This is a genomic window from Xanthobacter sp. SG618, from assembly GCF_012932745.1.
GTDB lineage: Bacteria > Pseudomonadota > Alphaproteobacteria > Rhizobiales > Xanthobacteraceae > Xanthobacter > Xanthobacter flavus.
In genome coordinates this window covers 161114-184554 of record NZ_JABBHL010000007.1, presented here as the reverse complement: position 1 = coordinate 184554, position 23441 = coordinate 161114, and the positions used below count along the sequence as shown (strand labels likewise).

Genomic DNA, 23441 nt, shown 5'->3' with positions numbered 1-23441 from the left:
AGGCAGCCATGGCCAGCTGGACCGTTCTGACCCGCAGCGTCCCCGGCGACACCGCCGAGCAGGCGGCGGGGCGCACCGTGTTCGTGCGCGAGAAATTCTCCTGGGTGACGCTGTTCTTCGCCCCCATCGTGCTGCTGCGCTTCCGCCTGTGGCTGGTGTTCGCCGCCTATGTGGCGGTGACGGTCGTCATGGGCCTCGCGGAAGTGTGGGCCGGCGTCGCCGATGGGGTCGGCAACGCGGTGATGATCGGCTTCCACGTCCTCCTCGCTTTGGAACTGCCGCGCCTGCGGCAGCGCAAGCTGGAACGCCTGGGTTATGAGGAGGCCGCCGTGGTGGTCGCCGCCGACCGGGACGAGGCGGAACACCGCTTTTTCGGGGAATGGGACGGACTGTTCCCGGCGCCGCGCGCCGCCTCCGCCCTTCCCGCCATCCGCCCGTCCTTCCCGGTTCCGGGCGGCACACCCGGCGTCATCGGCGCCTTTCCGGGAGCCTGAGGCGTGACCGTCGCCATCATCGACTATAATTCCGGCAACCTGCATTCCGCCGCCAAGGCCATGGAGCGCGCGGCGCAGAGCCTCGCCCATGATGCCGGCCAGACCGTCATCGTCACCAGCGACCCGGATGTGGTGCGCACCGCCGATCGCGTGGTGCTGCCGGGCGTCGGCGCCTTCGCCGACTGCCGCGCCGGGCTCGATGCCGTGCCGGGCATGGTGGAGGCCATGACCGAGGCGGTGAAGGGCAGGGGGCGTCCCTTCCTCGGCATCTGCGTGGGTCTCCAGCTTCTCGCCGAGCGCGGGCTGGAGCACGGCGTCACCGAGGGCCTCGGCTGGATCCGCGGCGAGGTGGACCGCATCACCCCCAACGATCCCACCCTCAAGATCCCTCACATGGGCTGGAACACGCTGGAAATCGCGCGCGAGCACCCGCTGCTCGCCGGCATTCCCACCGGCGCGTCCGGGCTCCATGCCTATTTCGTCCACTCCTACCACCTCAAGCCGGCGAATGGCATCGACCTCCTCGCCACCACCGACTATGGCGGCACCATCACCGCCGCGGTGGCGCGGGACAATGTCGCCGGCACCCAGTTCCATCCCGAGAAGAGCCAGACCCTCGGCCTCGCGCTCCTCGCCAATTTCCTGAAGTGGCATCCGTGATCCTCTTTCCGGCCATCGACCTCAAGGACGGCCTCGCCGTGCGCCTCGAACAGGGCGACATGGCGCGGGCCACCGTGTTCAACCGCGACCCTGCCGCCCAGGCGGAGGAGTTCGAGAACCTCGGCTTCCGCTACCTGCATCTCGTCGACCTCGACGGTGCCTTCGCCGGCAAGCCGGTGAATGCGGCTGCGGTGGACCGCATCCTCGAGACGGTCTCCATCCCCGTGCAGCTCGGCGGCGGCATCCGCGACATGCGCACGGTGGAAGGCTGGCTGGAAAAGGGCGTCACCCGCGTGATCCTCGGCACCGCCGCGGTGCGCGACCCGGACTTCGTGAAGGCGGCGGCGAAGGCCCATCCCGGCCGCATCGTGGTGGGCCTCGACGCCCGCGACGGGCGGGTCGCCGTGGAAGGCTGGGCGGAGACCTCGGACCTTGCGGCCGTGGACATCGCCCGCCGCTTCGAGGATGCCGGCGTCGCCGCCATCATCTACACCGACATCGCCCGCGACGGCCTGCTGAAGGGCCTGAACCTCGAGGCCACCATCGCGCTGGCCGAGGCCATCTCGCTGCCGGTGATCGCGTCCGGCGGCCTCGCCTCCCTCGCCGACATCGAGGGATTGCTGGCGCCGGGCGCGAAGAAGCTCGAAGGCGCCATTACCGGCCGGGCGCTCTATGATGGGCGGCTCGACCCGCGCGAGGCTCTCGCGCTGGTGGCGGGACGATAGGTGCGCCATGCTGAAGGTCCGCGTCATCCCCTGTCTCGACGTGAAGGACGGCCGCGTGGTGAAGGGCGTCCAGTTCGTGGACCTGCGCGACGCCGGTGACCCGGTGGAGGCCGCGCGCGCCTATGACGCCGCCGGGGCCGACGAACTCACCTTCCTCGACATCACCGCCAGCCACGAGAACCGCGGCACCATCCTCGACGTGGTGCGCCGCACCGCCGAGCAGTGCTTCATGCCCCTCACCGTGGGCGGCGGCGTGCGCACGGTGGACGATGTGCGCACCCTGCTGCACGCCGGGGCCGACAAGGTCTCCATCAACACCGCTGCCGTGAACCGCCGCGCCTTCGTGGGCGAGGCGGCGGAGAAGTTCGGCGAGCAGTGCATTGTCGTGGCCATCGACGCCAAGAAGGTGTCGCAGCCGGGCGAGGAGAACCGCTGGGAGATCTTCACCCATGGCGGACGCAACCCGACCGGCATCGACGCCATCCAGTATGCCCGCGAGGTGGTGGACCTCGGCGCCGGCGAAATCCTGCTCACCTCCATGGATCGCGACGGCACCGGCCAGGGCTTCGACTGCGCGCTGACCCGCGCGGTGGCGGATGCGGTGCATGTGCCGGTCATCGCCTCCGGCGGTGTCGGCATCCTCGATCATCTGGTGGAAGGCATCCGGGACGGGGGCGCCTCGGCGGTGCTCGCCGCCTCCATCTTCCACTTCGGCACCTTCACGGTGCGCGAGGCCAAGGACCGGCTGGCCGAGGCTGGTCTTCCGGTACGGCTCGACTGAGCCGCGCCGGGGGTGGCGATACCGCAGCGCTCCCGGTTAACCCGTTTTTCGCATTTTATTGATGCGAACCGCTCCCCAAGTCGCTGAAAATGCTTCAGTGCCTTCGTTCCTGACCCTTCCTGTGGGGCCGACCCGATGAGCGACAGCTTCTCCCTCGCCGATCTCGAAGCCATCGTCGCGGCGCGGGCCTCGGCGGACGCCGGCGCCTCCTACACCCGCTCCCTGCTCGACAAGGGCGTCGCCAAATGCGCCCAGAAGCTGGGCGAAGAGGCGGTGGAGACGGTGATCGCCGCCGTCTCCGGCAGCGAGAAGGACCTGGTGGGTGAGGCGAGCGACCTCCTCTACCACCTGATGGTGGTGCTCAAGGCCCGTGGCGTGAGCCTCGCCGACATCCATGCCGAGCTTGCGCGGAGGACCGCCCAGTCCGGTCTCGCCGAAAAAGCCGCCCGTCCCACCGCCTGACAGAGACATCGCGATCATGGACCGGCCCATCGACCCCGGCCTCTCCCCGTATCGCTCCTTCTCCCGCGAGGAGTGGGCGAAGCTGCGCCGCGACACGCCCATGACGTTGCGGCCGGACGAGATTGCGCGGCTGGAAGGCCTCGGCGTCCGCCTCTCCATGAAGGAGGTGGAGGAGATCTACCTCCCGCTGTCGCGCCTGCTCTCGCTCTATGTGGCGGCGACGCAGAAGCTCTACCGCGCCATGAGCCACTTCCTCGACCATCGGGAGGGCGAGGCCGCGGGCGAACAGAAGATGCCCTACATCATCGGTGTCGCCGGCTCGGTGGCGGTGGGCAAGTCCACCACCGCGCGCGTGCTGCAGGCGCTGCTCGCCCGCTGGCCCAACACGCCCAAGGTGGACCTCGTGACCACCGACGGCTTCCTCCTGCCCAACGCCATCCTCGAGCGCGAGGGGCTGATGGAGAAGAAGGGCTTTCCCGAGAGCTACGACGTCGCCCTGCTGCTGCGCTTCCTCACCGACATCAAGGCCGGCCGCCGGCCGGTGCGCGCGCCGCTCTACTCGCATTTCTTCTACGACGTGATGCCGGACCAGTATGTGGAGATCGACCGGCCGGACATCCTCATCGTGGAGGGGCTGAACGTGCTCCAGACCACGCGCCCGCCCAAGGACGGCAAGGCGATTCCCTTCGTTTCCGACTTCTTCGACTTCTCGGTCTATATCGACGGCGACGAGGACGTGATCGAGCGCTGGTATGTGGAGCGCTTCATGCGCCTGCGCGAGACCGCCTTCACCGACCCGCTCTCCTACTTCCACCGCTACTCGCAGCTCTCCGACGACGAGGCTCAGGCGACCGCACTGTCCATCTGGCGGCGGATCAACCTCGTCAATCTGCAGGATAACATCCTGCCCACCCGCCAGCGCGCCGACCTCATCCTGCGCAAGGCGGGCCGCCACGAAATAGCAGAGGTGAGTCTCAGGCGGCTGTGAAACGGTGCGCCCGGACGGGCGCGTGACGGACCGTTCGCCGTGATTCTGTCGGCATGAACCTGCGGTCCAGTGTCGAAGCTTGGCCGGAGTGGTAACGGAGCGGCGACCTCGTTGGTATTTAGCTCTTCTTTTCGTTCAGACAGGTCCGACAGGCGCGAAAACGTGCATTCTACGCAGGCGATTCTGCGTTTTCTGTAGGCTCTCTGGATGGGAATAGGGCGGATGAGGCGTCCGGAGCGATCTGAGGATCGACGTCGCCGGGCCTGCGGCCGGATGGTGCAGGCGCGGCTCGCTCTCATTCCCGCGCTCTTGATATCCGCCGCAACTCCGGGGCTCGCGGGCGATCTTGCGGCGGGCGGCACCGCGGCGTCCACCGTCGCACAGGACGATTTCCAGACCCGACCCTATTTCTTCGGGGATCTGGGACGGAGCCGGCTGAAGGAGCTGGGGATCGACATCTCCGGCGGGCTGGTCAACGAGACGGTTGGGAATCTTTCGGGCGGCACGCTGCAGACGGGCGCCAATGCGGGCCAGGCCTCTATCCAGGCCCTCTTCGACATGGAGAAGCTGGCCAACATCACCGGCGGCACGTTCGGCATCACGCTGGTGGGCCGTTGGGGCGACAACCTCGCGGAAGTCGCCAACATTCCGGCGCTGATGCTGCTGAACGAAGTCTATGGCCGCGGCAATATCGTTCGCCTCGTGGACTTCCACTACAATCAGGCCTTGTTCGACGGCGCCGTAGACATCAAGGTCGGCCGCCTCGCCGTCGGTGCCGATTTCGGCTTCGAGCGCTGCGACTTTATCAATCTGACCTTCTGCGGCTCGGTTCCGGGAAATATCGTCGGAAACTATATTTTCAACTGGCCGGTCAGCCAGTGGGGCGGTGTCCTGAAGGTCCATCTCACCGATGACCTGACATTTTCGGCCGCCGTCTACGACGAAAATCAGACCTACCTGTCGGTTCAGGCGAAATGGGCACTGCTGCCCAGCTGGCCGTCCGGTTCCGAGGGGGCGCTGGTGCCCCTGGAGCTGAAATGGACTCCGACGCTCTGGAATCTGTCGGGCACCTACAAGATCGGCGGATGGTTCGACACCGCGACAGCCGATAACGCCGTCACGAGCATCAACGGCCAGCCCCAGCTCATATCGGGGCTTCCCTATGCTCAGGACTATGGGCGCTACGGCTTCTATGTTTCCGTCATCCAGCAGCTGACGGGGAATGCCCAGGGGCCGAACCCGAAGCAGGGATTGTGGAGCTTCTTCAACTTCACCTATGCCGACCCGCGGACCTCCACCACGCTCTATCAGGTGGCATGGGGGCTTCAGCAGCACGGCACGTTCGTAGGCCGGCCCGACGACGAGATCGGCTTCGCCATCGGAACGACCGGCATCAATCCACGGCTCGCGACGGCGCAGACCGAGGCCAACTGGCTGGGTCTCGGCCCGGGCTACGTGCAGCACAACGAATATGTGCTGGAAGCCTATTACGGCTTCCAGGCAACGGGCTGGCTGAACTTGAAGGCCTCGTTGCAGTACGTCATCGATCCCGGCGGCTATTCCTCGCCGGTCAACGAAAACGCCTGGGTGGTGGGCCTGCGCACTACGGTGGCCTTCTGAGGGGCCGCCCGAACGTCATCAGTTCACGGCTGGGGGAACGGCCCCGACGGACGGTCATGCGGGGTCACGATCATTCTCGGGTTCGAGAGCTGGCACCCGCCGACAGCCGCCAGCACTACGGCCATGATCACCACGCGCCCGATCCTGCCCATTCTCGCCCCCAACCTAGCCTCTGCAACCATAGCGTTATGACCGTCGCGGAACATGCGACCAAGTAGCATGACGCAATGGCGCAGACCGTCAGCGGGATGTGGGCGCGGGAGGATGGGCATCCCGCGCACGACCCCGCTAGAAGCGCCACGCCAGGTTGGCCTGAACGGCATTCACCGTCACGCTGCCCGCAAACTGGCCGACATAGGCCATGCCGAGGCGGACCTGTACGCTGATGCGCAGGTCGGCGCCCACCTTCACCAGCGCGGTGTTCTGCGCCAGCGGCAATGCCGGCGACGGTGAAGTTCGGGACGCAACGTCTCATAGGTCGTCGACGAAGACGGCAGGGGTTCGGCGAGCGCGTTCCGCGCAAGGCTTCCGGCGCCCAGGCCCATAGCGACGAGCGCGAGCGCGCGAAAGTCATGTGGTTAAGTCATTGAAAAATATGGTGTCCCGGAAGGGATTCGAACCCCTGACCTGCGGTTTAGGAAACCGCTGCTCTATCCTGCTGAGCTACCGGGACACGCCCTCCTTCTAAATCGCGGCACGCCGGGAGGGAAGGGGCCGGATGGCGGCTTCCCCGTCCGAGGCGGGAGGCGGAGGCGGGCGTAAGGCGGCGTAAGGACAGTTGATCGGGCCGGCCTTCAATCCGGAGGGTGGTTGCCGCTATCGTCGTCGCATGACGCAGGGCCAATTATCAGCGCGCGCAGGGAGGTTGCACTACCCGCATTCATTGCGGGCGATGGCGCGTCTTCTGGCGGTGGGCGGTCTCGCCCTTGCCGGTGGGCTGGTCCTCGAAACCGTTTCTCCCGCTGACGCTCGCCCAGCGCAAAGGGCGGCCGTCCCGGCGGCGGTGGATTGCGCAGGCGGCGGGACGGAAGCGGCCGGGAGCGCCGCGCGCTGGAGCGATGCGGGGGCGCTGGCTCTCGCCGACGGCCGGAGCCTCGCGCCGGAAGGCGTCGCCTTGCCGACCCGCCTCTCGCCCGACCCGCAATTGGTCACGGTCGCGGCCGATGCGGCGGCTCAGGCGCTCGAGGGTTGCGCGGTTGCGCCCGTCTCGGCCACGCTCGATCGCCACGGCCGGCTTGCCGGGACCGCGCGGCTCGTCTGCCCGACGGCGGGGGAGGCCCGGGGGGAGGATCTTGCCATGGCGCTGGTTCGGGCTGGGGCAGGCTATGCGACTGCGGACGGGGATACCACGTGCATCGCCCAGCGCTTTTCGGCCGAGGCGGAGGCGCGCAGCGCCCGCCGGGGCATCTGGAGCCTCGCCACGGCGGTCGCCCCGGCCGGGGACGAGAAGGCCATGGAGGAACGGCGCGGCCTTTATTCCGTTACTGAAGGGCGGGTGCTCGCCGCCGGCGGACGTGACCGGATTTTTCTCAATTTCGGGGCAAGCTGGAAGCAAGATTTCACTGTCATGCTGACGAGGGAGGATTTCGCCACAATCTTGGGCGATAGGCTCGATCCTGCCATCTTGCGCGGAGCCCTTATCCAGGTAAGGGGCGTCGTCCGCGAAGAAGGTGGACCGGCCATGGCGCCGCGGCGGCGGGGCGAGGTGCTGCGCATCGAGGGCAAGGTCGAATCCCTGCCCGATGCACAGGCGCTGCCGTCGAGGCGCCGGGAGCGGTGAACGGATGCATGAGGTGCTGGGTGCGTGAGGCGCTGAGAGGGCAGGGTGCGGCGAGGCGGGTTCGGGCGGTAGCGCCTGCGCGCGCGCTTGACCGGCGCTCCGGCCTACGCGCGCTGCTCGCCTGTGCGGCCGTCGCCTTCCCCCTGTGGCTCACCGGATGCGCCGGCATCGACCTCGATCAGGTGAGCGTGCCGCTCGCCTCCACCAGCCCGGCGTCCGAATTTGCCGACATGTCGCCCAGCCAGCGGCGCGAGCATGAAAAGCTCGTGGCGAGCTATGGCGGCGCCTATGACGATCCCGAGCTGAAGGCGCTGATCCAGAAGGTGGTGGAGCGCCTCGTCGCGGCCTCCGAGCGGCCGGACCTGAAATATCGCGTCACCGTGCTGAACTCGCCGGCCATCAACGCCTTCGCCCTGCCGGACGGCTCGCTCTATGTGACCCGCGGCCTGCTGGCGCTGGCCAACGATACGTCCGAGCTGTCTTCCGTGCTCGCCCACGAGATGGCCCACGTCATCGCCCGCCATGCCACCATCCGCGAGGACCAGGTGAAGCAGGCGGTGCTGGTGAGCCGCGTCATCTCGGACGTGGTGAACGACCCCGATCTCGGCGCGCTCGCCATGCAGAAGAGCCGACGCACGCTGGCCTCGTTCAATCGCGGGCAGGAGCTGGAGGCGGACGCCATCGGCGTCGGCATCGCCGCGCGCGCCGGCTTCGATCCCTATGGCGCCTCGCGCTTCCTGACTGACATGGGCCGTTTCTCGGAGATGAAGAGCACGGCCTTCTCGGGCTCATCCTCGACCACGCCGGACATGGACTTCCTGTCGTCGCACCCGGCGACGCCCGAGCGCATTTCCATCGCCATCGCCAATGCCCGCCAATATGCGCCGGCGGCCGGGCCGTCGGACGGCGAGCGGGATCGCAGCGCGTATTTCAATGTCATCAACGGCATGGTCTTCGGCGACGATCCCAAGGAAGGCTTCGTCCGCGGTCGCAAGTTCCTGCATCCCAAGCTCGGCTTCACCTTCACCGCGCCGGAGGGCTTCTCGCTGGAGAACACCTCCCAGGCGGTGCTCGGCGCCACCCAGACTGGCCGCGAGGCGCTGCGGCTCGATGCCGTGCGCATCCCGGGCGATCAGTCCTTGGCGCAATATCTCTCCTCGGGCTGGATCGACGGGGTGGAGATCAACACGGTCGAATCGCTCACCGTGAACGGCTTCAGCGCCGCGACGGCGGTGGCGCGCGGCGATCAGTGGTCGTTCCGCATGTTCGCCATCCGCTTCGGCTCGGACGTCTACCGCCTGATCTTCGCCGCCCGCGAGCTGACGCCGGAGCTGGACAAGCAGTTCCGCGCCGCCGCCGACACCTTCCGCCGCGTCTCCTCCGGCGAGGCGGACACGGTGAAGCCGCTGCGCGTGCGCATCGTCCAGGTGGGGCTCGGCGACAATGTGGAGAAGATCGCCGGCAAGATGCAGGTCCCCGACCGCCCGGTGGAGCGCTTCCTCATCCTCAACGGACTCGATGCCAATGCCCGGCTGAAGTATGGCGAGAAGGTCAAGATCATCGCCGATTGAGCGGCGTGTGCCCCGCTTGCCGCTCCCGGCGATTTGATAGCGCGCAAGCCGCTTCACCGCCCGCCGCTGCTATGATCGCGGCTCTCGTTGCGGGAGGGAGCCATGTACAAGAAGATTCTCGTCGCCACCGACGGCTCGGCGCTGTCGGACCTTGCGGTCTCCCACGCGGTGGCGCTCGCCGCGGCGCTCCACGCGGCGCTTGTGATCGTCACGGCCAGCGAGCGCTTCCATCTCTTCAGCACCGAGGCCGACCAGATCGCCGACACGGAGGCCGAGTACCGGCGCCAGACCGGGCGAAAGGCCGAGGCCGTGCTCGCCCGCGCAGCGGACACCGCCGCCGCTGCCGGCGTCGAGGCGAAGCGGGTGCATGTGGAGGACGACCAGCCCTTCCACGGCATCATCTCCACCGCCGAAGCCGAGGGCTGTGACCTCATCGTGATGGCCTCCCACGGCCGCCGGGGCCTGTCCGCCGTGGTGCTGGGCAGCGAGACCACCAAGGTCCTCACCCACTCCGGCATTCCCGTGCTGGTGGTGCGGGAGGAGGTGGCGCCCGCCATCCAGGCCAGCCCCACCGGCGGCGTGGAATGGCCCGAGCCCAGCCCGGCCTTCTTCGCCCCCGGCCGCTGAACGCGCCTTCTCGACGGCCGGCCTCGCGCGAGCCCTTGCGCCAGCGGGGTTTTTGCCCTATGTGAGCCCGGTCCGTGGCCGCGCTCCCTCAAGCGGGGAGCCGCCCGGGTGGGCAGGGACCGGCGGTATACGCGGTCCTGATCGTCGGAGGCAGCCCGCCCTGGCTTTCTGTGAGCGCGCATCGACACTCAATTCATCGTCCGTGCCGCCCGGCCTTCGCGCCGGCCCGCCGCTTTTGCGGCGGCCGTTCGTCATTTCTTGAATGGCGGACATCCGAGCGGTTCGGGCCTCGCAACACGAGATGCCGGCGCAGCAAGTCTGGAGCGTGAATGTCCGCCGTAGAAACCACCCGTGAGGATTTTGCCGCCCTGCTCGACGAGAGCTTCGGCCGTGCCGATACCAATGAAGGTTCGGTGGTCAAGGGCATCGTGGTCGCCATCGAGAAGGATCTGGCGATCATCGATATCGGCCTGAAGACGGAAGGGCGCGTGGCCCTGCGCGAGTTCGCCGGCCCCGGCCGCGAGAACGCCATCAAGGTGGGTGACGAGGTCGAGGTCTATCTCGAGCGCGTCGAGAACGCCATGGGCGAAGCCGTCCTCTCGCGCGACAAGGCGCGCCGCGAGGAGAGCTGGGTCAAGCTCGAGAAGGCCTTCACGGCCAACGAGAAGGTCTTCGGCGTGATCTTCAACCAGGTGAAGGGCGGCTTCACCGTCGATCTCGACGGCGCCGTGGCCTTCCTGCCGCGCTCCCAGGTGGACATCCGCCCGATCCGCGACGTCGGCCCGCTGATGCACAACCAGCAGCCCTTCCAGATCCTCAAGATGGATCGTCGCCGCGGCAACATCGTCGTGTCCCGCCGCACCGTGCTGGAAGAGACCCGCGCCGAGCAGCGCCACGAGCTGGTGCAGAACCTCGAAGAGGGTCAGGCCATCGACGGCGTGGTCAAGAACATCACCGATTACGGTGCGTTCGTTGACCTCGGCGGCATCGACGGCCTGCTGCACGTCACCGACATCGCCTGGCGCCGCGTGAACCACCCGACCGAGGTGCTCAACATCGGCCAGACGGTGAAGGTCAAGATCATCAAGATCAACCACGAGACCCACCGCATCTCGCTCGGCATGAAGCAGCTTCTGGGCGATCCCTGGGAGGGCATCGAGGCCAAGTATCCGGTGGAGGCCCGCTTCAAGGGTCGCGTCACCAACATCACCGACTACGGCGCGTTCGTGGAGCTGGAGCCCGGCATCGAGGGCCTCATCCACGTCTCCGAGATGTCGTGGACCAAGAAGAACGTCCACCCCGGCAAGATCGTCTCCACCTCCCAGGAGGTCGAGGTTCAGGTGCTGGAAGTGGATTCGGCCAAGCGCCGCATCTCCCTCGGCCTCAAGCAGACCCTCCAGAACCCCTGGGAGGCCTTTGCCGAGAAGTATGCGCCCGGCGCCGTGGTGGAAGGCGAGGTCAAGAACAAGACCGAGTTCGGCCTGTTCCTCGGCCTCGACGGCGATGTGGACGGCATGGTCCACCTCTCCGACCTCGACTGGAACCGTCCGGGCGAGCAGGTGATCGACGAATACCGCAAGGGCGACATGGTGAAGGCCGTGGTGCTCGACGTGGACGTCGAGAAGGAGCGCATCTCCCTCGGCATCAAGCAGCTGGCCGGCGATCCCTTCGCCGACGCAGGCGAGGTGAAGAAGGGCGCTGTCGTGACCTGCGAAGTCACCGACGTGAAGGACGGCGGCATCGAGGTGAAGCTCACCGGCACCGACCTCTCCGCCTTCATCAAGCGCTCCGAGCTCGCTCGTGACCGCAACGACCAGCGCCCCGAGCGCTTCTCGGTCGGCGACAAGCTCGACGCCCGCGTCACCCTGTTCGACCGCAAGGCGCGCAAGGTGCAGGTCTCCATCAAGGCGATGGAGATCGCGGAAGAGCGTGAGGCCGTGGCCCAGTTCGGCTCGCAGGATTCGGGCGCTTCGCTCGGCGACATCCTGGGTGCCGCGCTGAAGCAGCGCGCCGCCGACGCCGCCGACGAGGCCGACAAGGAGGACTGATCGCCCCTCGCGATCGGACCATCCGCAAGAATGAAGGGCCGGTGCGTTGCACCGGCCCTTTTTTCAACCCATGCGCCATTCAGACGCCGCCGTGCGTTCTTGTGTCGGGATCAGCGCGGAAGTATCCAAGTCTGGTTTGTCAATGGGAGGTTTGCCATGAAGCGCAGGATGATTTCCCTCGGCGTCGTCGCCGCGGTCTCGCTCGCCGCCACGGGTTCGGCCTTCGCCCTCACCGGCAAGGAATTCCTGTCCAAGTACAACAAGGACAAGGACAACACCGTCGAGATCGTCGAGGCCATCGACCTCGGCACCAAGGTGTTCAAGGCCATCAATCCCGACAAGGACAAGACCCTCGAGGCCGCCGAGACCAAGGGCCGGTTGACCGACGAGGACTGGGCTGCCGTGAACAAGGACGGCGACAAGACGCTGGAGCTGGACGAGTGGCTCATCATCGTGCGCAAGCGTTTCAATGACGCCGACGCCAACAAGGACGGCAAGCTGACCGAGGCGGAGCTCGACGCTCCCGCCGGCCAGCAACTGCTTCTGCTCATCGCCAAGTGACGTGAGCTTGACGTGAGCTTGACTCACGCCTGACGCGGTCGGGGAGGGCGTGGCGTCCTCCCCCATGGAAAATACCTGGGCGCGCCGCCATGGCGGCGTCTCCCGTCCCTTGCTTCGTCTCAGTTGAGACGCAGCAGGAAACGCCGGTTCACCGCCTGCAGCGGGCGGGCGTTCATGGGGAAGATGGCGCGGAAGGCGTCGATGTCCGCCTGCGCCACTTCGATGGGCGCCCCGAACACGTTCCAGTCCACGATTTCCGAGCAGGGCGGGGTGGTCAGAGACCCCTCGTAGCGATAGGTGCCGCGGGCCGCCGGCAGGAAGCCGGCCGGATCGAGCGGGGCGGCCAGCGTCTTGTCCCCGGCCTTGCGCGGCGCGGCGGCCATGAGAGACGAGAAGGCGGCATTGGCCGCACCCGGCACCATGAAGACGCCGGCCACCAGAAGCCCGCCCTCAGGCGCCGCATGAACGAAATGCGCTTCCATGGCGGTGCGCTTGCCGTCGATCGCGTGCTCGCTCGGGGCGTGGAAGTGGAACTGCTTGAGCGCGTAGGTCTTGCCGCCCATGGTGGCGGTGCCGCCGTCGCCGGTCACGTCTGCCTGGATGGTGTGGCCGTTATTCACGACCTTGTAGGCGAACGGCTTCCACGCGAGCACAGGGCCGGCGCTCTCCGCCTTGACCGCGCCTTCGAGATTGATGGGCGACTGCTGGGTGCCCACCGAGCAGGCCGAGAAGCCCTTCTCCAGAGAGCCCCATTCCTGCGGGCCGCCGTGGCCCTCATAGGTCCAGTGCGCCCCCTCGTCCGCGCGGGCCGCGCTGGCGCAGACCGGGCAGGCGACAAGGCCCGAAAGCAGCGTGCGGCGGTTCATGGTCATAATGAGCCCCTTTCGGCGACGATGCCGCCTGGAGCGCCGTTCGGACGGTGCGCCCCTGATGCGTGGAAGACAGCTCTTCCGGCCAACACCGCGTTGTCCGGGAAAGGTCTGCCACGCCTAGCAGGCGCGCGTTCGCAGGGTGAGGGAAGTTCGATCCACAATGGATCAGGTCGGGCGATCCGCCATCGCTGCGATGAGCGAGATCACCTCGGATTCGGGGTGATCGGCCCGCATGACACCGCCCATGACGGCAATGCCGCGCGCGCCTGCGGCGATGCAGGTCGCTGCCGTTGTGGAATCGATTCCGGCGAGGGCGATCACCGGCACGGCGCTCGTGTGGGCGAAGGCGGACAGCCCTTCAAGCCCCAGCGCCGGCCCGTGTCCCGGCTTGGACCGGGTGAGGAAGACCGGGCTCGCCGTGATGTAGTCGAGCGCGGCCGGATCCGCAGCGGCGGCCTCCGCAAGGGTGTGGGTGGACAAGCCGATCAATGCCCCCGGCCCAAGATGTGCCCGCGCCGCCTTCGCGTCCCCGCCGCCGGAGAGTTGCACGCCGTCCGCGCCGGCGGCCAGCGCCAGCTCGGGGGAGCCATGCAGCGTCAGGCGGGCGCCGAAGGGCGTGGTTGCGGCGCGCAGGCGGGCGAAGAGGGCGATCTGCTCGGCGGCCGGCAGATCCTTCTCCCGCAGGCTTACCCATCTGCACCCGCCGGCGCAGGCCGCAGCCACCACGTCCGCCAGATCACCCCGCGCCAGCGTGCGGTCGGTGATGAGGAGCAGAGGCGGCGTCGGCAGAGCGGGCAGGGTCAGCTCCCGACCAGGCCGAACTCGGGGCTGGAGGCTTCCGCATGCAGCTTGCGCGGGATGCGGCCGGCGAGGCGCGCAAGGCGGCCGGCCTCCACCGCGTGGCGGAAGGAAGTCGCCATGCGCACCGGATCGAGCGCCTTGGAGACGGCGGTGTTGAGCAGCACCGCCGAGCAGCCCAGCTCCATGGCGAGCGCCGCGTCGGACGCCGTGCCGATGCCGGCGTCGAGCACGACCGGAACGGGCGAGCGGGAGCAGATCAGCTCGATCATGTGCGGGTTGGCGATGCCGAGCCCGGTGCCGATCATGGAGCCCAGCGGCATCACGGTCGCGGCGCCGAGATCGGCGAGCTTCTGGCAGGTGACGGGATCGTCATTGCAATAGGGCAGCACGACGAAGCCGCGGGAGACCAACTCCTCGGTGGCCTTCAGCAGCTCCTCCACATTGGGATAGAGCAGCTCGCGGTCGCCGATGACCTCCAGCTTCACCCAGTCCGTCTCCAGCGCCTCGCGCGCCAGCTCGGCGGTGAGCACGGCGTCCTTGGCGGTCTGGCATCCGGCGGTGTTGGGCAGGATGTGGACACGGCCGGTGAGGAGGTCCGTCAGGCTTTCCTCGTAGCCGGCGAGGCTGATGCGGCGGATGGAGGCCGTCGCCATCTCGCTGCCCGAAGCGGCGAGGGCATCGAGGAACACCTTCTGGTTGGGATAGCCCGCCGTGCCGAGGAACAGCCGCGAGGAGAAGGTGCGGCCGGCGATGACGAGGGGGTCGGCGTTGGGATTCTGGAACGCGGTCATGGTGTTTCTTCCCGGCGCCCGCCGAGGGGCACCTTGTTCTGTTCGGCCCGGGGCTCAGCCACCCTGCTTGGCCTCGATGATTTCCACGGCGTCGCCTGCGGCAAGGCGCGCCTCGGCCCAGGTGCGGCGGGGCACCACGGCGCCGTTGACCGCCACGGCGATGCCCTTGCGCTCGGGTTCAAGCCCCTTGGCGACGAGCAGATCGGTGACGGTCGCCACGGGGTGCGCCTCCTCGGCGCCGTTCACCTTCAGGGCCAGCATGGCGTTCACTCCGCCGCCGCGCGCGGCGGGCCGAAGCGCTCCGCGCCGAAGGGCAGGGCCACGTCCGCGATGGTGCCGCCCAGGATGTGGTCGGCAATCACCTGCGTGGTCACCGGCAGCAGCAGGATGCCGTTGCGGTGGTGGCCGGTGGCGTAGACCAGGCCGTCCACCTCCGGGCTCGGGCCGAGGATGGGGGCGTCGTCCCGGCTGCCGGGGCGGAAGCCGACCCATTGCTCGACGATGCTCAGTTCCTCCAGCGTCGGCAGTGCCCGCCATGCATTGGTGAGCAAAGCAAGCTGGCCGCCGGCCGTGAGGTCGGTGTCGAACCCCTTCTCCTCGGTGGTGGCGCCAATGATGAGCCGGCCGTCGCGCCGCGGCACGAGATAGGAGCCGGGCGCCCAGAGGACGTGGGAGAGGATGGGCGCGGCCGGGTCCATGCGCAGCGACAGCATCTGCCCCTTGATGGGGCGCACCGGCAGCGGCGTCGCCGGGGTGATGTCCACGCCCCGGCTCCAGGCACCGGCCGCCAGCACCACCACGTCGGCGGCATGGTGCGTCTCGCCGGTGACGATGCCGGTGGCGCGGCCGCCGGCCGTCTCCACCCGGCTGACAGGCGTATTCTGGTGGATCGTCGCGCCGGCCTTCAGCGCGGCGATCTTCAGCGCGGCGGCAACCTTGCGGTTGTCCACCTGATGATCCTCGGGGCTCAGCACGCCGCCGGCGAGGCGGGGCGCGAGATAGGGCTCTCGCCGACGCACCTCGGCGGCGGTGAGCCATTGCACGGGCAGGCCCAGCCCCTGCTGGAAGGCGTAGAGGTGGCGCAGCTTCGCGAGATCGTCCGCCGTGAGGGCGATGGTGATGGTGCCCTCGGTGCGCAGGTCCACCGCCTCGCCGGAGGCGCGCTCCAGCTCCGCGGCGAAGGCGGGCCATAGGGTCTGGCTGGCGCGGTTGAGGGCGAGGAGGCCCTCCTCACCGGGCTCTGCCTCGGCGCAGGCGGCGAGCATGCCGGCGGCGGCGCGGCTCGCGCCTTCCCCGGTCTCACCGGCCTCGAACAGGTCCACCGGGCAGCCGGCGTCGGCGAGGCGCCAGGCGAGGGCGAGGCCGATGACGCCGCCGCCGACGATGGCCACGCGCGGTTTCGCCTTGCCCGCCGGTGCCGAGCCGGCTTGCGATGAAGGTGCGGATGTAAACTGCGACAAGCTCTCGCTCATCGGCATCTCCCTACGCTGGCATGATCCAGACAGGTTCGATGGGTGTGATCTCAGCCGCGCATGATGCGCGGCACCCCAGGCCGTGTCTGTTATTTACTCATGCCGGCCGCAGAACTGCAAGAGGCGGGGCGCCTGGGACGAGGCCGACCTCAGCGGTTGAGTTCGCTTTCGTCCAGCTGGCGCGCCTCGTCGGCGAGCATGATCGGGATGCCGTCGCGGATGGGATAGGCGAGGCGGGCGGCGCGGGAGATCAGCTCCTGGCGCTCGCGATCATATTCCAGCGGCCCCTTGGTGAGGGGGCAGACCAGGATTTCGAGCAGCTTGGGGTCGACGTCGTGGCCGGGACGCTGGGACTGGATCATGTTCTCGCTCTTTGGTGCCGCGCGTTTCGAGGGCAAAGGTTCGCGGCGCGCCACCATAGCGGCGGCGGGGTGGCCTTTCATCAGCGATTTTCGCGACATCACGGTCGCTGATGGGCATATCACGCGGTTTCGCTGTCTTTTCGACCGCACAGACCCTAATAAGCGCCCTTGTAACCGCGCCTCCCGGGAGCCCAATGGATCGACGCTTGGCCCTCGGGCTTCTTCTTGGTTTCGTCGCGGTCGTGATGTTCGGCGCGACCCTGCCGCTCACCCGCTTCGCGCTGCACGATTTCAGTCCCTGGTTCATCAGCTTCGGCCGCGCTGCGTTGGCCGGCTTTGCGGCGCTCGGGCTGGTGCTGGTGATGCGCCGGCCGTGGCCGTTCGGCCAGCGGGCCGTGCTGTGGCGCCTCGCTGTTTCCTCCGGCTGTCTGATCTTCGTGTTCCCGCTGGCCATCGGGGTTGCCACCCAGACGGTGCCGGCGGCCCATGGCGGCATCGTGCTCGGCCTTCTGCCCCTGTGCACGGCCATCGCCGCCATGCTGCTGGCCGGGGAACGGCCGGGCCTCGGACTGTTCGCCGCGAGCGCGGTGGGGGCCGGGCTGGTGGTGGCCTTTGCCTTGCGCAACGGCGCGGGCGGCGCGCTGGGGATGGGCGACAGCCTGCTGTTCCTCGGCGTCATCGCCTGCGCCATCGGCTATGCCGTATCGGGCGGCCTCGCGCGCACCATGTCGGGGTGGGAGGTGATCGCGTTCATGCTGATCCTCTGCCTGCCGGTGACGCTCCCGCTCGCGCTCCTCACCTTTCCATGGGGCGCCGCGGGCACTGTGGCAGGCGCCTCCTGGGCGGCGCTGCTCTATCTCGGCCTCTTCAGCCAGCTCATCGGCTTCTTCTTCTGGAATGCCGGGCTCGCCAAGGGCGGCATCGCCCGTGTCGGCCAGATGCAGCTCCTGCAGACCTTCGTCACGGTGGGGCTCGCCTGGCCCATCAATGGCGAAGTGCCGGACGCGGAGACCGTGGCCTTCGCCGCGGGCGTGGCGCTGGTGGTCGCGGTGGCGCAGCGCACCCGCTCGCGGCCGCACTGATCCCGCAAAAGCAAACGGCCCGCCGAAGCGGGCCGTTCGTCATTTTCGAGACTGCCGGAAGGCTCAGGCCGCCTTGGAACGGGCGGTGATGAGCTTGCGGTTCACCAGCACCTCGGCGATCTGCACCGCATTCAGCGCGGCGCCCTTGCGCAGGTTGTCCGACACGCACCAGAAGGCGATGCCGTTGTCCACGGTCGGGTCGTCGCGCAGGCGCGAGATGTAGGTCGCGTCCTCGCCGGCCGCCTCGTGGGGGGTGGCGTAGCCGCCCGGCTCACGGGTGTCGATGACGAGGATGCCGGGCGCCTCGCGCAGGATCTTGCGCGCGTCGTCGGCGGACAGCTCCTTCTCGAACTCCACGTTCACCGCCTCGGAGTGGGAGATGAAGACCGGCACGCGGACGCAGGTGGCCGTGAGCTTGATCTTGGGGTCGAGAATCTTTTTGGTCTCGGCCACCATCTTCCACTCTTCCTTGGTGAAACCGTCGTCCATGAAGACGTCGATCTGCGGGATGAGGTTGAAGGCGATGCGCTTCGGGAACTTCTTCGGCTCCACCGGATCGGACACGAAGACGGCCCGCGTCTGGGTGAACAGCTCGTCCATGGCGTCCTTGCCGGCGCCGGAGACGGACTGGTAGGTGGAGACCACCACGCGCTTGATGGTCGCAGCGTCATGCAGCGGCTTCAGCGCGACGACGAGCTGCGCCGTGGAGCAGTTCGGATTGGCGATGATGTTCTTCTTGGAGAAGCCGACGATGGCGTCCGCATTCACCTCGGGAACGATCAGCGGCACGTCCGGGTCCATGCGCCACTGGGAGGAATTGTCGATGACGACGCAGCCCTGCGCGCCGATCTTCGGCGACCACTCCTTGGACACGGCTCCACCGGCCGACATCAGGCAGATGTCGGTGTCGGAGAAGTCGTAGGTCTCGAGCGCCTTCACCTTGAGGGTTTTATCGCCGTAGGAGACTTCCACGCCCTGCGACTTTCGCGAGGCGAGCGCGACGACCTCGTCCGCGGGGAAACCCCGCTCGTCGAGGATCGAGAGAATCTCCCGGCCCACGTTGCCCGTGGCGCCGACGACGGCGACCTTGTAACCCATGATGTTCCTCGGATGTATCGGCCCATGCGGCCGAAGACCGTGCTTTTAGGCCGAACCCCTTGGCCTTGCAAATCGAAGATTCGCGATCAGGCACGGCACCGGCGCATTCAACTGTTGCGTCAACGCAACGCGCCGGCGTCGAGAAGGCGGGAACATGGCACCAAGCAGGCGGGTTTCCTTGCGCAGGGGACAAACGTCTATTAATCCAGTCAAGGTCGGCCCAGCGCCGATCTGGGAGGATGCCATGGGTTTCGCGTCGTTCACCACCTTCGCTGCTTTCGCCCGTTCGGGCCTGAAGACGGCGCTCTCGGTGTCGCTGGCGGCGGCAGCCATTGCGGCGACCACCGGTGCCGTCTCCATCGCTTCCGCCGACAGCGCCGAGGCGCAGACGATCAAGAAGCGCAACCGCATCGTGGTGGAGCGCCGCTCCTATCTCGATGCCGGCACGGTGGTGAAGCCCGGCTCCAAGTCGTATCTCGATTACGCGCTGCCGCCCGGCTACTTCTACCCGACCTATGGGCCCACGGCCGCCGGCCCTGGCCCCATCACCGGCCTGCGCTGGCCGCTGCCGGGCGCCTTCGACCTGCCGGGCTTCTGAGCCAAGGCAGCCGAAGAAGACGGAAGGGGCCGCCTTGCGGCCCTTTTTTGTGGGAGGAAATCACAGCATTTTCGCGGCATTTAATTTTTATCCCGGCCAAGCATGACATTTCCGCTTGTGCGCGCCATAACGGCCGTATGCCGCGCCGTCGGCCCGACCTTCCAGCGCAAGATGCCCCTTAAGAGCCCATGCCCCGCCCCCGCTTCGCGCTGCCGATGCTGAGCCGCCAGCCCCGTCGCAGCGTCATTCCGGGCTTTCGGCTCTCGCTCGGCCTCGCGCTGCTCTATCTCGGCCTCATCGTGCTCCTGCCCATCGGCGCGCTGCTGCTGAAGGCGGCGGATGTTGGCTTCGAGCGCTACATCGCCATCATCACCTCGCCGCGCACGCTCGCCTCCTTCCAGGTGACGCTGACCACGGCGGCGCTGGCGGCGCTGTTCAACGCCATCTACGGCCTCGCCCTCGCCTGGGTGCTGGTGCGCTACGAATTTCCCGGCAAGCGCCTGCTGGACGCCATGGTGGACGTGCCCTTCGCCTTGCCCACGGCGGTGGCCGGCCTCGCGCTGACGGCGCTGTTCGCCAAGAACGGCTGGTTCGGCGCGCCGCTGGCGCAGTGGGGGATACAGGTGGCCTACGCCCCGGCCGGCATCGTCTGCGCCATGGCCTTCACCTCCATCCCCTTCGTCGTGCGCACCGTGCAGCCGGTGCTGGAGGACATGGAGCCGGAACTGGAGGAGGCGGGCGCGACGCTGGGCGCCAGCGACCTCACCATCTTCCGCCGCATCATCTTCCCCACCATCTTCCCGGCCTTCCTCGCCGGCACGTCGCTGGCCTTCGCCCGCTCGCTCGGGGAATTCGGCGCGGTGGTGTTCATCGCCGGCAACCAGCCGTTCCGCACCGAGATCGTGGCGCTGCTCACCTTCATCCGGCTGGAGGAATATGACTACGCCGCCGCCGCCGCCATCGCCGTTACCATGCTGGCCCTCGCCTTCGTCATGCTGCTGATCGTGAACGCCGTGCAGGCGTGGCACCAGAAGTTCGCCATGGGGGATGCCTGATGGCGCATCCCGTGAACCGCCACCGCCTGCGCGTCGGCGACGGCGCGGTGACCCGCTCGGTGATTCTCACCCTGGTGCTGGCGACCACCGCTCTAGCGCTCATCGCGCCGCTGGCCGTCATCTTCGCCGAGGCGTTCGCGCGCGGCCTGCCCACCTATCTCGAAGCGCTCGCCCGGCCGGATACGCTGCACGCGGTGGGGCTCACGCTGCTCACCGCCCTCGTCTGCGTGCCGCTCAACACCGCCTTCGGCATCGCCGCCGCCTGGGCGGTGACGAAATTCTCCTTCCGCGGCCGCAACCTGCTGCTGGCGGTGGCGGAGCTGCCCTTCTCCATCTCGCCCATCGTGGCGGGCGTCGCCTATCTCTTCGTCTATGGGGCGCAGGGGCTGTTCGGGCCGTTTCTGCAGGCACACGACATCAAGATCATGTTCGCCGTGCCGGCCATCATCCTCGCCAGCCTGTTCGTGACCGCGCCGTTCGTGCTGCGCGAGCTGGTGCCGCTGATGATGGCGCAGGGGCGGGACGAGGAGGAGGCGGCGGTGAGCCTCGGCGCCTCGGGCTTCGACGTGCTGCGGCTCGTCACCCTGCCCAACGTGAAGTTCGCGCTGCTCTACGGCGCGGCCCTGTGCAATGCGCGGGTGATGGGCGAGTTCGGCGCCGTCTCCATCGTCTCCGGCAACATCCGCGGCCAGACCTCGACCCTGCCGTTGCAGATCGAGCTGCTCTACCAGGACAGCCACGCCGTCGCCGCCTTCGCCGCCGCAACAGTGCTTGCGGGCGTCGCTTTGTTCACGCTGGTGGCGAAATATCTGATCGAGCGGGCGGAGCGGGCGCGGGGCGAGATCGTCGCGCCGCGCCGGCCGGGGCACTGAGGCCGACGGCATCGGTCTTCGACCGCTGCCGGATGGGGTCTCTCAGGTGCCGCGCGGGCTTGCGCCCACGTCAGGCCGCAGCGGCTGTGCCGGTGGCGGCGGCGATCTCGCGCTTCATGGCGGCGATGGTCGCGGCATAGTCCTTGGCGCCGTAAATGGCGCTGCCGGCGACGAAGGTGTCCGCCCCGGCCGCGGCGATGGCGCCGATATTGTCCACCTTCACCCCGCCGTCGATCTCAAGACGGATGTCGCGGCCCGAGGCGTCGATGCGCGCGCGAATGGCCTTCAGCTTGTCGAGCGCCGAGGGAATGAAGGCCTGCCCGCCGAAGCCGGGGTTTACCGACATAACCAGCACGAGGTCCAGCGCATCCAGCGTGTAGTCCAGCACCGAGAGGGGGGTGGCCGGGTTCAGCACCAGGCCGGCCTTCACGCCCTTGGAGCGGATGAGCTGGAGCGAGCGGTCCACATGCTCGGAGGCTTCCGGGTGGAAGGAGATCAGGTCGGCGCCCGCGGCGGCGAACGCCTCGATCATGCCGTCCACCGGCTTCACCATCAGATGCACGTCCACGAACGCCTTGGTCGCCTTGCGCAGGGACTGGAGGATCAGCGGGCCGATGGTGAGGTTGGGGACGTAATGGTTGTCCATCACGTCGAAATGGATCCACTCCGCGCCGCCCTCGAGCACCGCATCCACCTCGGCGCCGAGGCGGGTGAAGTCCGCCGAGAGGATGGAGGGGGCGATGATGGGGTAGGCGCGGGCCATGGGGATCTCTCCTTGACGACTGGATAGGGCGGGGGCGCGGTCTCGTGCCCCGGCCGACTGGAGCGTCAGTGGAAGGAGAGCCGGGGCCCAGCGCAATATTGCGCCGAAGGCGGCTCCCTTCATGACCCTCGCAGACATGAGCCTGCTGCGCAGGACCTTTCCCTGGACCCCGGATCAGCGCTCCAGCTGCGCTGTCGCTTGTCCGGGGAACGAGGCAGCCGTGGCTGCCTCAGGCACTCCTATAGGCACGGCGCCGGGTGGGCGCCAGCCGTCCCCTCAATGCACCACCTGCGCGAGCTCGCCGGACGCATAGCGCTTGGCCATCTCGTCCAGCTCGATGGCCCGGATCTTCTCGGCCTTGCCGGCGGAGCCGAAGGCCTCGAAGCGGGCGATGCAGACCTTCTTCGCCTCTTCCATGGCGGCGGCCATGAACTTGCGGGGGTCGAACTCGGACTTGTTCTTGGCGCCGACGCGGCGGATGGCGGCGGTCATGGCGAGACGGATATCGGTGTCGATGTTCACCTTGCGCACGCCGTAGCGGATGCCTTCCTGGATTTCCTCCACCGGCACGCCGTAGGTCTCCTTGATGTCGCCGCCATAGGTGCGGATTTCCTCAAGCAGTTCCTGCGGCACCGAGGACGAGCCGTGCATCACCAGATGGGTGGTGGGGATGCGCTGGTGGATCGCCTTGATACGGTCGATGGCGAGGATATCGCCGGTGGGCTTGCGGGTGAACTTGTAGGCGCCGTGGGAGGTGCCGATGGCGATGGCCAGCGCATCGCACTGGGTGGCCTTCACGAACTGGGCCGCCTCGTCCGGATCGGTGAGCAGCTTGGAATGGTCGAGGGCCTCCTCGGCGCCGTGGCCGTCCTCGGCCTCGCCCTTGCCGGTCTCCAGCGAGCCGAGGCAGCCGAGTTCGCCCTCCACCGACACGCCCACCGCATGGGCCAGCTCCACCACCTTGGCGGTGACGGAGACGTTGTAGTCGTAGTCGGCGGGGGTCTTGCCGTCTTCCTTCAGCGAGCCGTCCATCATCACGGAGGAGAAGCCGGACTTGATGGCGCCCATGCACACGGCGGGAGAGGCGCCATGGTCCTGGTGCATCACCACCGGGATTTCGGGATAGGCCTCCACGGCGGCGGCGATGAGATGGCGCAGGAAGGGTTCGCCGGCATATTTGCGCGCGCCGGCCGAGCCCTGGAGGATGACGGGCGACGAGGTGGCGCGGGCGGCGTCCATGATCGCCTTCACCTGCTCCATGTTGTTCACGTTGAAGGCCGGCAGTCCGTAGGAATGCTCCGCCGCATGGTCGAGCAGCTGGCGCATGGAAACGAGGGCCATAGTCCTCTCCTCTTCAA

Annotated in this window: 26 protein-coding genes, 1 tRNA gene and 1 riboswitch; of the genes, 16 read left to right on the top strand and 11 right to left on the bottom strand. The window is 67.9% G+C overall.

Annotated elements, in window-relative coordinates; genetic code table 11:
- Nucleotides 1-8 precede the first annotated feature (8 nt).
- The 7 genes from FHT36_RS18845 (at nucleotide 9) to FHT36_RS18815 (ending at nucleotide 5730) form a co-directional block, all read left to right on the top strand.
- Nucleotides 9-494, top strand: a complete 486-nt coding sequence (locus tag FHT36_RS18845; RefSeq protein ID WP_169124018.1) for a DUF2628 domain-containing protein — start codon at nucleotides 9-11, stop codon at nucleotides 492-494.
- A 60-nt stretch (nucleotides 495-554) separates the two neighbouring features.
- A complete protein-coding gene (hisH, locus tag FHT36_RS18840; protein ID WP_246702325.1) occupies nucleotides 555-1154 on the top strand; it encodes an imidazole glycerol phosphate synthase subunit HisH in 600 nt (199 codons plus the stop codon).
- Nucleotides 1142-1879 (top strand): 1-(5-phosphoribosyl)-5-[(5-phosphoribosylamino)methylideneamino]imidazole-4-carboxamide isomerase, encoded by a 738-nt coding sequence (hisA, locus tag FHT36_RS18835; protein ID WP_169124016.1) that lies wholly within the window; start codon nucleotides 1142-1144, stop codon nucleotides 1877-1879. Before hisH ends, hisA begins: the two co-directional genes overlap by 13 nt.
- A gap of 7 nt (nucleotides 1880-1886) precedes the next feature.
- Nucleotides 1887-2660: an imidazole glycerol phosphate synthase subunit HisF gene (hisF, locus tag FHT36_RS18830; protein ID WP_169124015.1), complete on the top strand. Its 774-nt coding sequence runs from the start codon at nucleotides 1887-1889 to the stop codon at nucleotides 2658-2660.
- 135 nt (nucleotides 2661-2795) lie between these two features.
- Entirely contained in the window at nucleotides 2796-3122 is a 327-nt protein-coding gene (locus tag FHT36_RS18825; RefSeq protein WP_024280445.1) for a phosphoribosyl-ATP diphosphatase, read from the top strand.
- Between the two features lie 16 nt (nucleotides 3123-3138).
- Complete coding sequence (gene coaA / locus FHT36_RS18820; protein WP_169124014.1) at nucleotides 3139-4110, top strand: type I pantothenate kinase; 972 nt, start codon at nucleotides 3139-3141, stop codon at nucleotides 4108-4110.
- Nucleotides 4111-4383: 273 nt separating this feature from the next.
- Nucleotides 4384-5730 (top strand): carbohydrate porin, encoded by a 1347-nt coding sequence (locus FHT36_RS18815; protein WP_169124013.1) that lies wholly within the window; start codon nucleotides 4384-4386, stop codon nucleotides 5728-5730.
- Between the two features lie 288 nt (nucleotides 5731-6018).
- On the opposite strand, the gene FHT36_RS18810 is transcribed toward FHT36_RS18815, so the two are convergent.
- Together FHT36_RS18810 and FHT36_RS18805 are read right to left on the bottom strand one after the other, a co-directional pair.
- On the bottom strand, nucleotides 6019-6168 hold the full coding sequence (locus FHT36_RS18810; RefSeq protein ID WP_169123889.1) for a hypothetical protein: 150 nt from the start codon (nucleotides 6166-6168) through the stop codon (nucleotides 6019-6021).
- A gap of 158 nt (nucleotides 6169-6326) precedes the next feature.
- A tRNA-Arg gene (locus FHT36_RS18805) sits at nucleotides 6327-6403 on the bottom strand.
- 219 nt (nucleotides 6404-6622) lie between these two features.
- On the opposite strand from FHT36_RS18805, the gene FHT36_RS18800 reads away from it, so the two are divergent.
- From FHT36_RS18800 to FHT36_RS18780, 5 genes are all read left to right on the top strand, one after another.
- Nucleotides 6623-7510: a thermonuclease family protein gene (locus FHT36_RS18800; protein WP_169124012.1), complete on the top strand. Its 888-nt coding sequence runs from the start codon at nucleotides 6623-6625 to the stop codon at nucleotides 7508-7510.
- Between the two features lie 8 nt (nucleotides 7511-7518).
- A complete protein-coding gene (locus tag FHT36_RS18795; RefSeq protein WP_169124011.1) occupies nucleotides 7519-9081 on the top strand; it encodes a M48 family metalloprotease in 1563 nt (520 codons plus the stop codon).
- 102 nt (nucleotides 9082-9183) lie between these two features.
- Complete coding sequence (locus tag FHT36_RS18790) at nucleotides 9184-9708, top strand: universal stress protein (RefSeq protein WP_024280440.1); 525 nt, start codon at nucleotides 9184-9186, stop codon at nucleotides 9706-9708.
- Between the two features lie 329 nt (nucleotides 9709-10037).
- Complete coding sequence (gene rpsA, locus FHT36_RS18785; RefSeq protein WP_169124010.1) at nucleotides 10038-11756, top strand: 30S ribosomal protein S1; 1719 nt, start codon at nucleotides 10038-10040, stop codon at nucleotides 11754-11756.
- Nucleotides 11757-11912: 156 nt separating this feature from the next.
- Nucleotides 11913-12317: a hypothetical protein gene (locus FHT36_RS18780; protein WP_169124009.1), complete on the top strand. Its 405-nt coding sequence runs from the start codon at nucleotides 11913-11915 to the stop codon at nucleotides 12315-12317.
- A gap of 119 nt (nucleotides 12318-12436) precedes the next feature.
- On the opposite strand, the gene FHT36_RS18775 is transcribed toward FHT36_RS18780, so the two are convergent.
- The 6 genes from FHT36_RS18775 to FHT36_RS18750 form a co-directional block, all read right to left on the bottom strand.
- Nucleotides 12437-13189, bottom strand: coding sequence for a carbonic anhydrase (locus tag FHT36_RS18775; RefSeq protein WP_169124008.1), 753 nt, complete (start codon nucleotides 13187-13189; stop codon nucleotides 12437-12439).
- A 165-nt stretch (nucleotides 13190-13354) separates the two neighbouring features.
- A complete protein-coding gene (locus FHT36_RS18770; RefSeq protein ID WP_348644519.1) occupies nucleotides 13355-13954 on the bottom strand; it encodes a thiamine phosphate synthase in 600 nt (199 codons plus the stop codon).
- Nucleotides 13955-13989: 35 nt separating this feature from the next.
- Nucleotides 13990-14781 (bottom strand): thiazole synthase, encoded by a 792-nt coding sequence (locus FHT36_RS18765; protein ID WP_169124007.1) that lies wholly within the window; start codon nucleotides 14779-14781, stop codon nucleotides 13990-13992.
- 54 nt (nucleotides 14782-14835) lie between these two features.
- On the bottom strand, nucleotides 14836-15042 hold the full coding sequence (thiS, locus tag FHT36_RS18760; RefSeq protein WP_210257859.1) for a sulfur carrier protein ThiS: 207 nt from the start codon (nucleotides 15040-15042) through the stop codon (nucleotides 14836-14838).
- A gap of 5 nt (nucleotides 15043-15047) precedes the next feature.
- Nucleotides 15048-16172 carry a glycine oxidase ThiO gene (gene thiO, locus FHT36_RS18755; protein ID WP_348644511.1) on the bottom strand — a complete coding sequence of 375 codons (1125 nt, stop codon included), beginning with the start codon at nucleotides 16170-16172 and terminating at the stop codon, nucleotides 15048-15050.
- A 69-nt stretch (nucleotides 16173-16241) separates the two neighbouring features.
- Nucleotides 16242-16341: riboswitch (TPP riboswitch) on the bottom strand.
- A 61-nt stretch (nucleotides 16342-16402) separates the two neighbouring features.
- Complete coding sequence (locus FHT36_RS18750; RefSeq protein ID WP_024280433.1) at nucleotides 16403-16615, bottom strand: Trm112 family protein; 213 nt, start codon at nucleotides 16613-16615, stop codon at nucleotides 16403-16405.
- Between the two features lie 194 nt (nucleotides 16616-16809).
- Between FHT36_RS18750 and FHT36_RS18745 the strand changes: the two genes are divergently transcribed.
- Nucleotides 16810-17697, top strand: coding sequence for a DMT family transporter (locus FHT36_RS18745; protein WP_169124004.1), 888 nt, complete (start codon nucleotides 16810-16812; stop codon nucleotides 17695-17697).
- Between the two features lie 63 nt (nucleotides 17698-17760).
- Here FHT36_RS18745 and FHT36_RS18740 read toward each other — a convergent pair whose 3' ends face one another.
- Entirely contained in the window at nucleotides 17761-18795 is a 1035-nt protein-coding gene (locus tag FHT36_RS18740) for an aspartate-semialdehyde dehydrogenase (protein ID WP_169124003.1), read from the bottom strand.
- A gap of 244 nt (nucleotides 18796-19039) precedes the next feature.
- On the opposite strand from FHT36_RS18740, the gene FHT36_RS18735 reads away from it, so the two are divergent.
- From FHT36_RS18735 to cysW, 3 genes are all read left to right on the top strand, one after another.
- Nucleotides 19040-19393 (top strand): hypothetical protein, encoded by a 354-nt coding sequence (locus FHT36_RS18735; RefSeq protein ID WP_246702312.1) that lies wholly within the window; start codon nucleotides 19040-19042, stop codon nucleotides 19391-19393.
- Between the two features lie 188 nt (nucleotides 19394-19581).
- On the top strand, nucleotides 19582-20448 hold the full coding sequence (gene cysT / locus FHT36_RS18730; protein ID WP_169124002.1) for a sulfate ABC transporter permease subunit CysT: 867 nt from the start codon (nucleotides 19582-19584) through the stop codon (nucleotides 20446-20448).
- Nucleotides 20448-21320, top strand: coding sequence for a sulfate ABC transporter permease subunit CysW (cysW, locus tag FHT36_RS18725; RefSeq protein ID WP_024280428.1), 873 nt, complete (start codon nucleotides 20448-20450; stop codon nucleotides 21318-21320). Before cysT ends, cysW begins: the two co-directional genes overlap by 1 nt.
- A 70-nt stretch (nucleotides 21321-21390) precedes the next feature.
- Here cysW and rpe read toward each other — a convergent pair whose 3' ends face one another.
- Together rpe and fba are read right to left on the bottom strand one after the other, a co-directional pair.
- Nucleotides 21391-22083, bottom strand: a complete 693-nt coding sequence (rpe, locus tag FHT36_RS18720) for a ribulose-phosphate 3-epimerase (protein WP_169124001.1) — start codon at nucleotides 22081-22083, stop codon at nucleotides 21391-21393.
- A 276-nt stretch (nucleotides 22084-22359) separates the two neighbouring features.
- A complete protein-coding gene (gene fba, locus FHT36_RS18715) occupies nucleotides 22360-23424 on the bottom strand; it encodes a class II fructose-bisphosphate aldolase (RefSeq protein WP_024280426.1) in 1065 nt (354 codons plus the stop codon).
- Nucleotides 23425-23441 lie beyond the last annotated feature (17 nt).